General features: G+C 57.0%; 11 protein-coding genes and 1 pseudogene. 7 read left to right on the top strand and 5 right to left on the bottom strand.

What is annotated here, in order from left to right:
* Window positions 1-87 precede the first annotated feature (87 nt).
* Genes M017_RS27880 through M017_RS0117555 form a run of 4 tightly spaced genes read left to right on the top strand, consistent with a single transcriptional unit; the run spans window position 88 to window position 6779 of the window.
* Window positions 88-3009 (top strand): PAS domain-containing hybrid sensor histidine kinase/response regulator, encoded by a 2922-nt coding sequence (locus tag M017_RS27880; protein ID WP_051670366.1) that lies wholly within the window; start codon window positions 88-90, stop codon window positions 3007-3009.
* Window positions 3010-3022: 13 nt separating this feature from the next.
* Window positions 3023-4369 (top strand): phosphomannomutase/phosphoglucomutase, encoded by a 1347-nt coding sequence (locus tag M017_RS0117545; RefSeq protein WP_031499441.1) that lies wholly within the window; start codon window positions 3023-3025, stop codon window positions 4367-4369.
* A gap of 13 nt (window positions 4370-4382) precedes the next feature.
* Window positions 4383-5396: an alpha/beta hydrolase gene (locus M017_RS0117550; RefSeq protein WP_031499442.1), complete on the top strand. Its 1014-nt coding sequence runs from the start codon at window positions 4383-4385 to the stop codon at window positions 5394-5396.
* A gap of 3 nt (window positions 5397-5399) precedes the next feature.
* Complete coding sequence (locus M017_RS0117555; protein ID WP_051670367.1) at window positions 5400-6779, top strand: aminotransferase class V-fold PLP-dependent enzyme; 1380 nt, start codon at window positions 5400-5402, stop codon at window positions 6777-6779.
* A 1-nt stretch (window position 6780) separates the two neighbouring features.
* On the opposite strand, the gene M017_RS0117560 is transcribed toward M017_RS0117555, so the two are convergent.
* The 3 genes from M017_RS0117560 to M017_RS27885 all read right to left on the bottom strand — a co-directional run bounded on the left by M017_RS0117560 (window position 6781) and on the right by M017_RS27885 (window position 9003).
* Complete coding sequence (locus tag M017_RS0117560) at window positions 6781-8046, bottom strand: hypothetical protein (RefSeq protein ID WP_031499444.1); 1266 nt, start codon at window positions 8044-8046, stop codon at window positions 6781-6783.
* A 118-nt stretch (window positions 8047-8164) separates the two neighbouring features.
* Window positions 8165-8617 carry a carboxymuconolactone decarboxylase family protein gene (locus M017_RS0117565; protein ID WP_031499445.1) on the bottom strand — a complete coding sequence of 151 codons (453 nt, stop codon included), beginning with the start codon at window positions 8615-8617 and terminating at the stop codon, window positions 8165-8167.
* Window positions 8614-9003, bottom strand: coding sequence for a cupin domain-containing protein (locus tag M017_RS27885; RefSeq protein WP_051670370.1), 390 nt, complete (start codon window positions 9001-9003; stop codon window positions 8614-8616). The genes M017_RS0117565 and M017_RS27885 overlap by 4 nt, the downstream gene beginning before the upstream one ends.
* Window positions 9004-9049: 46 nt before the next feature.
* Here M017_RS27885 and pdxR point away from each other — a divergent pair, with 46 nt between their 5' ends.
* From pdxR to M017_RS0117590, 3 genes are all read left to right on the top strand, one after another.
* Window positions 9050-10471 (top strand): MocR-like pyridoxine biosynthesis transcription factor PdxR, encoded by a 1422-nt coding sequence (pdxR, locus tag M017_RS0117575; protein WP_051670372.1) that lies wholly within the window; start codon window positions 9050-9052, stop codon window positions 10469-10471.
* Between the two features lie 184 nt (window positions 10472-10655).
* Window positions 10656-11015 carry a hypothetical protein gene (locus M017_RS0117585; protein WP_155121471.1) on the top strand — a complete coding sequence of 120 codons (360 nt, stop codon included), beginning with the start codon at window positions 10656-10658 and terminating at the stop codon, window positions 11013-11015.
* A 95-nt stretch (window positions 11016-11110) separates the two neighbouring features.
* Window positions 11111-11551, top strand: coding sequence for a RidA family protein (locus M017_RS0117590; RefSeq protein WP_031499449.1), 441 nt, complete (start codon window positions 11111-11113; stop codon window positions 11549-11551).
* Window positions 11552-11674: 123 nt separating this feature from the next.
* Here the strand turns inward: M017_RS0117590 and M017_RS30490 are convergent.
* Together M017_RS30490 and M017_RS27890 are read right to left on the bottom strand one after the other, a co-directional pair.
* Window positions 11675-11902 (bottom strand): annotated as a pseudogene (locus tag M017_RS30490) (thioredoxin domain-containing protein); the annotation flags it as partial.
* A 34-nt stretch (window positions 11903-11936) separates the two neighbouring features.
* Entirely contained in the window at window positions 11937-12662 is a 726-nt protein-coding gene (locus M017_RS27890; protein ID WP_162179963.1) for a M28 family metallopeptidase, read from the bottom strand.
* Window positions 12663-12850: the final 188 nt, after the last annotated feature.

The raw sequence follows: 12850 nt of genomic DNA on the forward strand, positions 1-12850 counted from the left end.
TTTGCCTCAAGTTTTCGTAAAAATCGGTCGATCAATCTTTTTTCGCACATAAAATTAACTGTGCCGCTTTTTGCTGGCATCCGTTTCATGAAGAGATTGCTCACATCTGCCCTCTGGACCTGGGTCATCATTTTACTGGCGCTCCTATGTCTGCTGGCAGGGAACCAGCAGATTCGCACGGTTCAGGATCATCAGGAACGGTTGCAAAACAGTACACGTTTAGCAAAGGCGTTCAACCGGCTGGAAGAAGGCCTTTGGAACTTGGAGCTGGCTCTGGGAATCCGGCGCAGCGACTCCTCTGAAGAAGTCCACCGCCGGATGCTGAATGATCTCAGCCGCCTGAAAGAAGGGGTGGAGGAAGCCAAACATCTTCCCGGTGTCCAACCCGAGATGCTGGGCTCCTTGATTCGCCTTGAAACCGTTTTGATCCTGATCGAACGGAATCTCGGACCCAACACTCCTCGATTTGATGAGGTGGATTCGAATCTGAAACGAGCGCTGCAGGAGGTTCGCAGCTCCTCAGGCCGGCTTTGGGATCAATATAGCGAGATCGCCACTGAGATCACGCAGCGCTGGCAAGAGGTGAATCTTCTAGTGCTAGCGTCTTGCCTTCTGGCTGCATTTCTTGCCTTTCTTCTCCGTGCCTACCACCGTGATCTGATGGGCCGCAAAGAAGCGGAACAGGCGCTCCGCGAGAGTGAGGAGCGCTATCGCCGGTTGGTGGAGGTTAGCCCGGATGCGATTCTGGTGCATCGGGAAGGCAAGATTCTTTTTGTCAATTCCACCGGGGTGCAGATGCTGGGCGCCAGCGCGGCGGAAACTTTGCTTGGCGTCGATCTGCACGACCTTGCCACTCCTTCCGAAATCGACACTACGGCCTTGACCTCTTCCTGGGGAGAAACGCGGCATAGCAACGGCGAGGTGCGGCCTTCTCATCTCCGGATCACGCGCATGGATGGCAAGCCGATCGATGTCGAAGTGGTGGCGACGAGTTTCACCTACCAGGATTGTCCGGCCGTGCAGATGGTGATTCGCGACATCTCGCAGTTTCGCCGCCAGTCGGAAGCCTTGCAGGCGAGTGAACGCCGCTACCGGTCACTCTTTGAGAACGTTGCCGAAGGGGTCTACCGCTCAAGTGAGGAAGGGAAGATCCTCGATGCGAATCCGGCGCTGGTCTCGATGCTGGGCTACGATTCCATCGAAGAGTTGCGAAGAGTTTCGATTGGGACCGACCTCTACTTTGATCCCGCCGACCGCCTTCCTGAAATTTATCGCTTGCGCCGCGATGGTGTCGTCAATAATTTTGAACTCCGGCTGAAGCGGAAAGACGGCTCGTCGCTGACGGTACTGGAGAATGCTCGCGCGGTGCTGCGCGAGGATGGCACGGTGGAGCACTACGAAGGGACGTTGACAGACATCTCGCATATGAAACAGGCAGAGGAGACGCTGATGCAAGCCCGTGATCAGGCGCTGCATGTCTCCAAGCTCAAGAGCGAGTTTCTGGCCAATGTCAGCCATGAGATCCGGACGCCGATGAACGGCATCATCGGCATGACCGATCTCCTGAGCGACACGGCACTCAGTCTGGAACAGCGTGAGTATGCCGACGCGGTACGCCGCAGTTCCCAGTATCTTCTGAACATCATCAACGACATTCTTGATTTCTCCAAGATTGAAGCCGGACGGGTGGAACTCGAATCGATTGAGTTCGACCTGCGGGAAACGGTTGAGGATGTCGTGGAGCTTCTCGCGGAACAGGCGCAGGAAAAGAATCTGGAGATCAGCGCGGTCATTGACTGCTCGATTGCTTCTACTTTCCTCGGCGATCCCTATCGCGTGCAGCAGATTATTACGAACCTCGCAGGCAACGCGATCAAGTTCACGGCCTCGGGCGCGGTGAAGGTGCATGCTTATCCGGTGGGAGAAGATGTGGTGGTGGATGTCCTCGATACGGGGATTGGCATCCCGACCGGATTGCAGGCTCGTCTCTTCCAGCCGTTTACGCAAGGGGATGGTTCGACGACACGCCGCTATGGCGGCACCGGACTAGGGCTGGCGATTAGCCGGCAGATTGTCGAAATGATGGGCGGCCAGATTGGAGTGGAGCAGCGTTCCTGCGGCGGCTCCCGTTTCTGGTTCCGGATTCCGTTAGTGGTGGCGCGCAGCCGGCAGGCTGCGCCTCCGCAGGCGTCAAGCCGCTATGCGATTCTCGCCATTGCGCAAGAGGAACGCCGCTGTTGTGTGGAAGAGATTCTGCAGAATCTTGGCTTCGCCTGCACGCATGGAAAGAGCGGACAGGAACTGATTCTGCTGGCCGAAGAGTCGGAGAAGCTCGACCTTATCGTGACGGATCACGACTTGGGCGACATGAATTCCACCGAACTCGCGCAGCATCTCAAATCTGCGGGTTTCGATGTTGAACGGATTCTGGTGCGTCTGGTCCGCATGAAGGATCGCGCTGCAGAGCGGCAGTCAGATATCTATTTTGCCGCGACGCTCTCCGAGCCGGCACGCCAACGCACCTTGCGGGAGACCTTCGAGCGGCTGAGTTCCGATACGATGCTGGCGGGCGGACTGAAGAGCTTGAACATTGAGCTGAGCAGGCGAGGCGCTGGCTTACCGAATTGCGTCCTGATTGCCGAGGACAATGTGATCAATCAGCGTGTGGCGGTGCGGATGCTGGAGAAGCTCGGTTTTCAGTCCCAGATTGTGGACAATGGAGCAAAGGCTGTTGCCGCTGTGCGGGAAGGCCTCTATCCCCTCATTCTGATGGATTGCCAGATGCCGGAGATGGATGGGTTCCAGGCAACCATCGCCATTCGCGAATGGGAGGCGCAGAACGGTCTACCCCGCACGCCGATCGTCGCGATGACTGCTCACGCGATGCAGGGGGACCGGGAACGTTGCCTGGCGGCAGGTATGGACGATTACCTCTCGAAGCCCATTTCTATCAACACAATCGAGAGTGTCATGATCCGTTGGGCCGCCGCTGAAGTCCCTGTTGGTTAACCTAAAGAAGACAATGCTCAAAGAGACTATCTTCCGCGAATACGACATCCGCGGCATCGCTGATCGTGACCTGCTCTCTCCGGATATCGAAATCCTCGGACGCGCCATTGGCACCTACATGATTCGCCGCACTGGCAAGAAGGTGAATCTGGGGCGGGACTGCCGTCTTTCTGGTCCGCGGCTTCACGAAGCTTTGCTCAAGGGCCTGCTGTCGACGGGCTGTGAGGTCACCGACATTGGCGTTGTCCCCACACCGCTCCTTTACTATTCGGTATACAAGTTCCATGCCGAGGCCGGAATCATGATCACCGGTTCCCACAATCCTGCGGACTATAACGGCTTCAAGATGATGGCTGGCAAGGCTGCTGTGTATGGGCAAGACATCCAGGACATCCTCAAGCTGATCCAGACCGGCGATTTTGAAAACGGCACAGGCACCGTCACTCAGGCGGACCCGATCACACCCTATGTTGAAGAAATCCCGCAGGGTTTCGATTTCAAGCGGCGGATCAAAGTTGTGTTCGATGCGGGCAATGGCACTGCTGGCCCCACGCTGCACCGCCTGCTCGAACGGCTGAATGTCGAAGCCGTCGAAATGTTCTTCGAGATGGACGGAGCTTTCCCGAATCATCATCCGGACCCCACCGTCGAGCACAATCTCGAAATGCTCAAGGACGCTGTCCGGGAGCACAAAGCGGATCTGGGGATTGCCTTCGATGGCGATTCGGACCGCATTGGCGCTGTCGATGAAAATGGGAACGTCGTTTGGGGCGACCAGCTCATGCTGATCTACGCGCGGGAGATTCTTTCCCGTAAGCCCGGTTCCACCTTCATCGGCGAGGTGAAGTGTTCGCAGATCATGTACGACACCATCGAGAAGCTTGGTGGCAAGCCGATCATGTATAAGACCGGCCACTCTCTCATCAAGACCAAGATGAAGGAGGAACATGCCGAACTGGCCGGTGAAATGTCTGGCCATATCTTCTTTGCAGACCGCTATTACGGCTTTGACGATGCGCTCTATGCCGCCTGCCGTCTGATCGAGATTGTCGCTGCTTCCGGCAAGCCGTTGTCGCACCAGCTCGAAGGACTGCCCACTACGGTCACCACTCCTGAGATTCGCGTGGACTGGCCGGACGAAACGAAGTTCCAAACAGTCGCAAAAGTGACTGCGTACTTCAAGTCGACCCATCGCGTTGTGGATGTCGATGGGGTCCGGGTGATCTTCGAGAGAGGCTGGGGACTGCTCCGCGCATCCAACACGCAACCGGTACTGGTGATGCGCTTTGAAGCAGAGACGCCAGAACTCCTGAAAGAATATCAATCTACAGTGGAATCAGCGTTGCAAGCCGCGATATGATCGCGGCAGACCAATGCTCAGTACGCTTCTCCTTCTTCCGCTCCTAGCGCAAGCACCCCCACCGGCCCAGACGAATCCAAGACCTCCGCAGGCCCCGGCCCAGCCGCCGGGCCCGAACACCGATGGCCAGTATCGTCTGGGTCCCGATTCGTTGGAACAGGAAGGGGTTCCTCGCGGGAAAGTTGTGGGCCCCTTTGTTCTCCCGAGCGAGGCCTATCCCGGCACGCAGCACACCTACTACGTCTATGTTCCGGCGCAGTACGATCCGAAGGTGCCGGCCAGTCTGATGATTTTTCAGGACGGCCAGGCTTTCATGTATCCGGAAGGCGATGCGCGCGCCCACAATGTCATGGATAACCTCATCTACCGGCGCGAGATTCCGGTCATGATCGGGGTGTTCATCAATCCCGGCCGCCGTCCCGACCAGCCCGAACCCAATCCGAAAGAGTGGGGCGATCGCACGACGAATCGTCCAACCGAGTACAACAGTCTCGACGATCGCTACGCGCGCGTTGTCGTGGATGAATTGCTCCCGGCGCTCTATAAGGAGTACAACATCTCGAAAGATCCGGCCCGCCACGGCATCGGCGGCGCCAGTTCCGGCGCCATCGCTGCCTTCACCGTCGCCTGGCATCGCCCCGATCATTTCCAGAAGGTGTTGAGCATTGTTGGCAGCTTCACGAATCTGCGTGGCGGACACGTCTATCCCGATCTGGTTGCCAAGGCCGACAAGAAGCCGATTCGTATCTTCATGGTGGACGGTCGCAATGACAATCGCGCGCTGCGTGCCGACGGCACCTACGACGCAACTCGCGATTGGTTCTTGAACAATGTGAATCTGATGAAGGCGCTGACTGCCAAGGGTTATGACGTCAACTATTCTTGGGGCATTGGCAAGCATGGCCAGAAGCAAGGCGGCGCCATGATCCCTGAGATGATGCGTTGGCTGTGGCGCGACCATCCGGTCAGCACTGACGTGCATGACATGGTGGAGCGCTCCTTTAACGATCCAAAACCTGCAAAATAGGAGTTGGACTGTACAACTCGGCCACCCGGCTATTCCCGTCTTGATCAACAGGGTCAGGTCTATCTCGATTACACTGGCGCTTCGCTCTACGCGGATTCGCAAATCGAGGAGCACCTGGCCCTCTTACGTAGCGGCGTTCTCGGCAACCCACATTCCGCCAATCCCACCTCGATCGCAATGACCAATCTCGTCGAGCGCACTCGCGCCGCGATTCTCGACTTCTTTCACGCCCCCAACTATCACGTTGTCTTTACCCAGAATGCGACCGGAGCTCTCAAGCTGGTGGGCGAGTCGTTTCCGTTTGAGAACGGCCAGTTACTGTTGAGCGCAGACAACCACAATTCTGTGAACGGTATGCGTGAGTTTGCCCGGAAACAGGCGAAGGTCTCCTATCTGCCGCTCGATTCCGATTTGCGCCTCCAGCCCGTTCGCTTTCCGCAGGTGGCCGCTCACAGTCTGTTTGCCTTTCCTGCGCAATCGAATTACACGGGAGTGCAGCACCCGCTTTCTCTCATTGGGGAGGCGCAGGAGAAGGGTTGGCGAGTGCTGCTGGACGCGGCCGCCTTTGTGCCCACAAACCGCCTCAATCTCACGGAGTACCAACCAGATTTCGTCTGCCTCTCGTTCTATAAGATGTTCGGCTATCCCACGGGAATCGGCGCGTTGCTGATTCATAAAAACGCGATCGACATCCTGCGGCGTCCGTGGTTTGCCGGCGGTACGGTGAAGCTCGTCTCGGTGCAGGGGGAGTCGCACGCGCTCGCCAGTGGCGAGGCTGCCTTCGAGGATGGCACCTTGAATTATCTGGCGATTCCCGCCGTCGAGATCGGCCTGCGCCATCTCAAAACTTTGGGGCTCGGGGCGACAAGCGCCCGCGTTCAAGCCCTTACGGCGGCTACGCTTGAGCGTTTGCAGTCGCTCCGCCATCAGAATGGCAAGGCGCTGCTGCGGATCTATGGGCCGCAGGAGATGTTGATGCGCGGTTCCACCATCACCATGAACCTCTATGACCGGGACGGCATCCGCATCGACTTCCGGCGTGTGGAAGAACTGGCCGGACAACAGGGCATTTCCTTACGCGGTGGCTGCTTCTGCAACCCGGGCGCGAATGAATTTGCCGAGGAACTGACGGAAGAAGACATGAGGGCTGGCTTCGCCGCCGATGTCGATGTCAGCTTGCCAGGCTTTATCCGCATGATGCAAACGAGGAATCCAGGTAAGAGTGCTGGCGCCATCCGCGCGTCGCTCGGCATCGCTTCGAATCAGGCCGACGTGGATGCCTTTCTGCGTTTCCTCGAAGGGTTCCTCGACCAAAGCCAAGCCAGTATCGGCACTGTGACCATTGAGGACAACGATTGCCGCATCATCCGCGACGGCGTTTGATCTAGACCGCAAGTGGCGGGGCGTCGAGGTCGATCACTCCATGCCGCGCGCCTTCATTCACTTCCGTAAAGAACTTGTGCATCCGGTCTGCATAGCCTGGCCAGAGCGTGTGTGCGAGTGTCGCCTGGCGGGCGCGGAATTCGATGATGGCTGCCTTATTTTCTCTTCCTTGGTACTGCAATCGATCCATTCGATTGCCCAGTCCCGCTAAGCCACGCAGACGATGGCCCAGTTCGGGGTTCGAATCCTCCCAGGTCGCGTTGTCAGCTCCACCCAGTGGATGAGCTGCGGCACTCAGCAGATCTCTGCCCACCAGCATGCCTCGCAGCCACTCGTTCCGCGTAATCGGCAACAGGATCGGATTGTGTCCGAGCGCCCCTCGATCTGTGATCCTGCGCTCGATCAGTCTTCCCGCTGGGTCAATGCCGTGAGGCCCCATCGCCGGAACATGAGCCATCACCTCCCGGCAGATGTAGGAAACCCACTGATCGGGGTGTTGGCGATAGTGGGTCTTCTCCACGCTAGGAAGATCGCTGAACAGCGCACTGAACTTTGTCCGCGACATCAGGATGAACAGATACTTGGCCGCCCCCACGCCATTCTGACGCGGCGAATACCCACGCTGGAGATAGGTTGCAATCATCGTGACCAGACCACGCAATTTCGCGCTGGGGGTATGTCCGGCCCAGTTTGAATCCCGCAACTGACTCGGACGCAGGGTCACCTGCCGGATCACTCCTGAATACAGTGCTGCTCCTCCGGTCGTTTCGGCGAAGAATTGCTTGGCGGCTCGCGAGTTCGGGTCTGACAGAATTCTCCACAACTTCCGAATCCGCGCCAGCCGAATGCCACCAGTTACCTGCGGGATGGCTTCAATCGCTTTTCCACGAAGATCATGTTTAATATGGATGACAAATCGGTCTCTTGGCGCCAAAAATGTTCCTGGTGGAAAATCACGAGCCGTGAGAAAGCTTTGCATACGGCGCAAATTCATCATCGTGGTGAAGGTCAGGAGATCCGCCATCCGCGCCGTGAGCAGTAGTTTGCCCGCATCGCTTTCTTCCACTTGATCGACTACGTATTCGATCTCCGTCCCGTCCACCGTCATCGACCAGCCGAGCCCTGCTTTTACGACATAAGCCTTAGGGAACGAGGTGGTCAGCAGCCTCATCTGTGCTTCGTCACGAATCCCGGTGGTAGGCACGACTGCGTCATCTCGTAACCGATGAATATCCCAGCCCGTCGCAAACTCAAATCCTACCGCCATCGCAGCCCTCTTTCTTGGATCACAGGATATCAAATGACTGTCGAATGAGCTGGTGGAATCCGATAAAATTTTTGACTTATTTCCGATGATTTTTTGCGAGTTATCTGGGGAATTCGCCTTAGTGCTGGCTTGGCTGGTAAATTCCAGGAGTCAACTGGAAGGCCACTCCCAGCCGGTTCCAAAGGTTGATGGTCCCGATGGCTAAAGTCAGATTTGCCAGTTCTGTATCACTAAAATGAAGCCGGGTTGCTTCGAATAACTCCGTCGGAATGCTATGGAGTTTGGTGACGGCTTCTGTCCAGGCGAAGGCAGCCTTCTCCCGTTCTGTGAAGCCTGCGTATTCCCGCCAGACGCTGACCAGCGAAAGTCGCTGCTCGGTGTCGCCTCCCTGTCTGGCATCCTTCCAGTGCATGTCCGTGCAGTAGGCGCAGTGGTTCAGTTGCGAGGCTCGCAGATAGACCAAGTGTAGAAGCTGTGGTTCTAATCCACATCCGCTCAAATAACTGCTCAAGTCTCTAAGCTTCTGGTAGCCTTCCGGCGCTGCTTTTCTGACTATCAATCGATCGCTCATCTGGTGATCTCCTTCCCCTTTTCGAGAATGACAATTGCTAGTACTTTGACCTCGCGGTCGGGTCGCGCGCTGGCAGACACAGTATGCCTGGCGCCTGGCGGTTCGTAGAAGGTCTCGCCCGCTTTGAGGACGAGCGGCGGATTGCCGTCTATGGCAAAGCGGAACTCTCCCTCGATGACGTAGCCGAGAACGAAGCCTCCATGCGAATGAGGTGGAGAGCCGACGCCGGGCTGTGTCGTCACCGAGAGAAAGGCGGCCTCCCAGCCGTCAAATGGCGCCGGCAGTGGCTGTCTCTTCAGGACTTCGGCCTTTGTGCCGGAAGTCTGGGCCATTCCCGCAACCGAAGATAAGGCCAGCGTCGCAAGCAGATCGCGTCTGGTATTCATGTTCTGATGCTAGCGGCTGATTGGTACTCTGGATAGGTCCAATTCTGTGAAGTATAGTGGTCCAATTTCGACTGCCTTCCGGCCGCGTGTTGCCGGGCAAACGCTGAGCGATTGGCTCTATACCGAGTTACGGCAGGCGATCCTCGAAGCTCGAATTCCCCGGGGCTGTGTGCTGCCACCAAGCCGGGAGCTTGCCTTGCAACTCGGGATTTCGCGAGGCGTGATCGTCCATGTCTTTGGGCAACTCCAGGAAGAGGGCTATCTGGTGGCAAGGGTGGGGGCTGGCACCAGCGTGGCCACCCAGGTTCCGGAAGATTTTCTCTCCTCCGCAAAGGTGTTTGTGCCTCCGTTGCCGGAAGAGACAGACCCGTTGTATCGGCGTCCGGTGCGCGCCTTTCGCACCATCGAACCTGGATTGGCCGAGTTTCCGGTGGAGACCTGGGCGAGAGTTGCGGGCCGCTGCATGCGCAAGATGAGCACGGCGATCCTGGCCGGAGGGGATGTGGCTGGCTATCTGCCATTGCGGGAAGCGATCGCCGCCTATCTTGGGGCCTCGCGGGGAGTGGCTTGCCACGCCGGACAGATCTTCATCACCTCAGGAACGCAGCAGTCCCTCGACTGTATCGCCCGTGTGCTCACGCGTCCTGGCGACGCCCTGTGGATGGAAGATCCGGGTTACTCGGGTGCTGTGGATGCCTTTCGCCTTGCAGGCGCGAAGATCATTCCGGTGCCGGTGGATGAGGAAGGGCTCAATGTGGATCGGGGCAGGGAAGTCTGCCGGAACCCACGGGCGATCTACCTCACTCCGGCGCATCAGTTTCCGCTCGGGGTGACGCTGAGTCTCGATCGCAAGATCGACCTCCTGCAGTACACCCGCAAGCAAGGGATCGCCGTGATCGAGGACGATTACGATAGCGAGTTCCGCTTCTCCGGGCGCCCCATTCCGGCAATGCGCGGATTGGCCTCCTCGGACCATGTCTTCCTCTTGGGCACCTTCAACAAGAGCCTTTTCCCGTCGCTGCGGCTGGCCTACATGGTGGTGCCGGATCCTTATCTCGATCCCATGCGCAAACTTCGCTTACAGGTGGAACGCTATCCGCCGGGCATCTCGCAAATCGTGCTGGCGAGTTTCCTGGAGGACGGTCATTACGGCAAGCATCTCCGTCGCATGCGAGAGATCTATGGCTCCCGGCTGGCTGCACTGCAAGCTGCAGTCCGGCGCTACTTAGAAGGCGTTCTGCGACTCCCGAACATCGAAGCCGGACTGAACACACCAGCCTTTCTCGAGAACGGAATGACTTCGACAGAAGCTCACGCACGCGCTACTGCAGCAGGTGTGGAGTGTTGGCCTCTGGATCAGTTCGCCCTTGCACGCCGGGATCTGCAAGGTCTCGTGCTTGGCTTTGCCGCGATTGATGAGAAAGCGATTCGCCGGGGAGTGCAGTTACTGGCGAGGGCGCTTTGTTAGACTGAGCGGCTAACGGATGAACTCACTCATCGCAATTTTCGCGCATTGGATTACTGCCCATCGCATCAATCGCAAACTGGGGTGGGTGTCCTCTCTGCGGAAGTCCTCTTTCATCCAACTGGGTCTCCAAGCTCCGTTCGCAGAGCTGGTGTAAGTACCCTTTTGTTAAGCTGGACTCTCTCGAATGCCGTTCCTTCTGCCCTTATTCTTGATGTTCTGGTTTGTTGCTGGGCTCGGCGCGATGCTGTTTTCTCGTACCCGATGGCTTGGCTTCTATTTCATTTGTGTGCCGACGCTCGCTTTGCTGGGTTTCATTTTGACATTGATTGCGATGGTGCTAATCAGGAAGTGGCTTCCCGAGATCGAGGGCTGGCAGGAGCTATTGATGATGAATGGATTGTTCCTGACGGGCTTGGCGACCGGCTTTGCGCAGGGAGGCATTTGGGGGTGTTCTCTCGCCTATCGCATTAATCGCAAGCTCGGTTGGCGTCCTCTCCGTCGGAAGCCCTCTTCATCCAATGAGGGGTCGACGCTCCGCTCGTAAGCCTGGTCAGACAACCTACTGGCTTTGCCCTGCGGCGTTTTCTGGAACTGCGATTCTCACTCACCCCAAACCTTTTACAATCTCTAAAGACCCTCATGACTCCACAAGAAATCGCCGAAAGCCTCCACATCGTCTTTGAAAAGCAGACTCCCGGCTACCTCAACCTCGCCATCCGTTCTGGCAACCAGATCCTCAGCTCCGGCCATGTCAGCACGCTGAAGGGCAAGCTCGGCGCCGGTGTCTCGACGGAAGAAGGCTACGCCGCCGCCCGCGATTGCGTCGCCAAGATCTTGAACTCGGTCTGGAACACGCACGGCACCCTCAACGGGCTCCGCGTCATCAAAGTCCTCGGCTGTGTGAACTCCACACCCGACTTCACAGACCAGCACCTCGTCATCAACGGCGCATCCGACCTGCTGCACCAGATCTTCGGCAAGACGGGCGACGGATTTCACGCCCGCTCCGCACTCGGCTTTGCATCGCTCCCCACCGGTGTGGCGGTCGAAGTTGAAGCGATCTTCGAAGTCCTTACTTAGGCGGCGCCACCGCCATTGCCTTCCAGGTCTCAGCATCTTCCCCGACACTGAGCAGCTTGCCCCGCGAATCAACGGGAGCTTCAATAATTTGGGCTCTCGTTCGATGCGGGCAATCAGGTCCGAGTCCGGCACCCGCAGATACTTCAACCCCGATTCGGCAAAAGCCTTCCCCTCCGTATCGAGCAAGCTCTGCAGTCCGAATTTCGAGATGAAGCGGTTGATCTCTCCCGCCGCCATCGGCTTCTGTTTGAGGTCGACAAAATGGATCGAAACCCGTCGTTCTTTGAAAAAACGCTCGGCAGCCCTCGTCTCCTGCGAGCTCTTCACGCCAAAAATCTGAACACTAAGCATCCTGTTTGATGATGCCAAATCGCAGAGCCTTCTTTCACGGCAGTTTCAAATCCAAATAGCTCAAGTAGAAAGCGGCCAGGCGATACGCCGTGTAGTAGTCGCTCATTTTGACCACAGACAGCTGATCTTTTGCCGTATGCAGAATCGAATAGCTTTCCTGCGTAATGGAGTGGATCGAGAGCACAGGAATCCCCAGGTTATGGAACGGATGCGTATCGTCGTCACCCACCTTATCCACATCCACACGGTGCAGCGGAACCTCGATGGCCTTTGCGACCTCGGCCAGTCGCAGTACCAGGCTCGGCGTCGATCGGCTCACCCAGACATTCACAGGCCCCATGCCCAGGCATTCGAGGTTCACCACGGCCTGAATCTTGGCTCGCTGTGCGGCGCTCAGTTTTTTGACGTAAGCCGTTGAGCCTACCAGTCCACGCTCCTCAGCGGCAAAAGCAATAAAAACATAGGTATGTTTTCTTGTTTCGCCCTTCATCGACTGGTAAAGCGACGGGAGTAATGCTGTCCCCGTCCAGTCATCGACAATGCCCTGACCCCGCTCAATAAAATCATAATGTCCCCCCACCACAATGGTCGAATCGGTCTCGCCCGGTAAAGTGCAAATGACATTCCCATAGTGTTTGTCGACCTTTTGCTCTTCGATCTCACAGGTCGCGCCTTGGAACAACTCGCGAATCACAGACTGCCGCTCTTTCATCGAGACAGTCCCACGCTCCAGTCGTTCCTTCACGACTTTTTCAGACATCACTTGGACCTTGAGACTTTGGCCAAAGCACGGAATACAACAAAGGGCAGCAGCCAGGATACATTCACGCATTCGTTCAATTCTACGAAGCATTGGCGCGATTCGAATGCGGATGCTAATCTATCTGTAATCCAAGTCTCGCCTTTGGAGCCACGTTTTCGCTCAGGCAAATCCAAAAATTGATTCCT

It is taken from the genome of Bryobacter aggregatus MPL3 (assembly GCF_000702445.1).
Lineage (GTDB): Bacteria > Acidobacteriota > Terriglobia > Bryobacterales > Bryobacteraceae > Bryobacter > Bryobacter aggregatus.

Coding starts and splice junctions, on each gene's coding strand:
- M017_RS27880 (WP_051670366.1), top strand. CDS start 88: ATGAAGAGATTGCTCACATCTGCCCTCTGGACCTGGGTCATCATTTTA.
- M017_RS0117545 (WP_031499441.1), top strand. CDS start 3,023: ATGCTCAAAGAGACTATCTTCCGCGAATACGACATCCGCGGCATCGCT.
- M017_RS0117550 (WP_031499442.1), top strand. CDS start 4,383: ATGCTCAGTACGCTTCTCCTTCTTCCGCTCCTAGCGCAAGCACCCCCA.
- M017_RS0117560 (WP_031499444.1), bottom strand. CDS start 8,046: ATGGCGGTAGGATTTGAGTTTGCGACGGGCTGGGATATTCATCGGTTA.
- M017_RS0117565 (WP_031499445.1), bottom strand. CDS start 8,617: ATGAGCGATCGATTGATAGTCAGAAAAGCAGCGCCGGAAGGCTACCAG.
- M017_RS27885 (WP_051670370.1), bottom strand. CDS start 9,003: ATGAATACCAGACGCGATCTGCTTGCGACGCTGGCCTTATCTTCGGTT.
- M017_RS0117585 (WP_155121471.1), top strand. CDS start 10,656: ATGCCGTTCCTTCTGCCCTTATTCTTGATGTTCTGGTTTGTTGCTGGG.
- M017_RS0117590 (WP_031499449.1), top strand. CDS start 11,111: ATGACTCCACAAGAAATCGCCGAAAGCCTCCACATCGTCTTTGAAAAG.
- M017_RS27890 (WP_162179963.1), bottom strand. CDS start 12,662: ATGTCTGAAAAAGTCGTGAAGGAACGACTGGAGCGTGGGACTGTCTCG.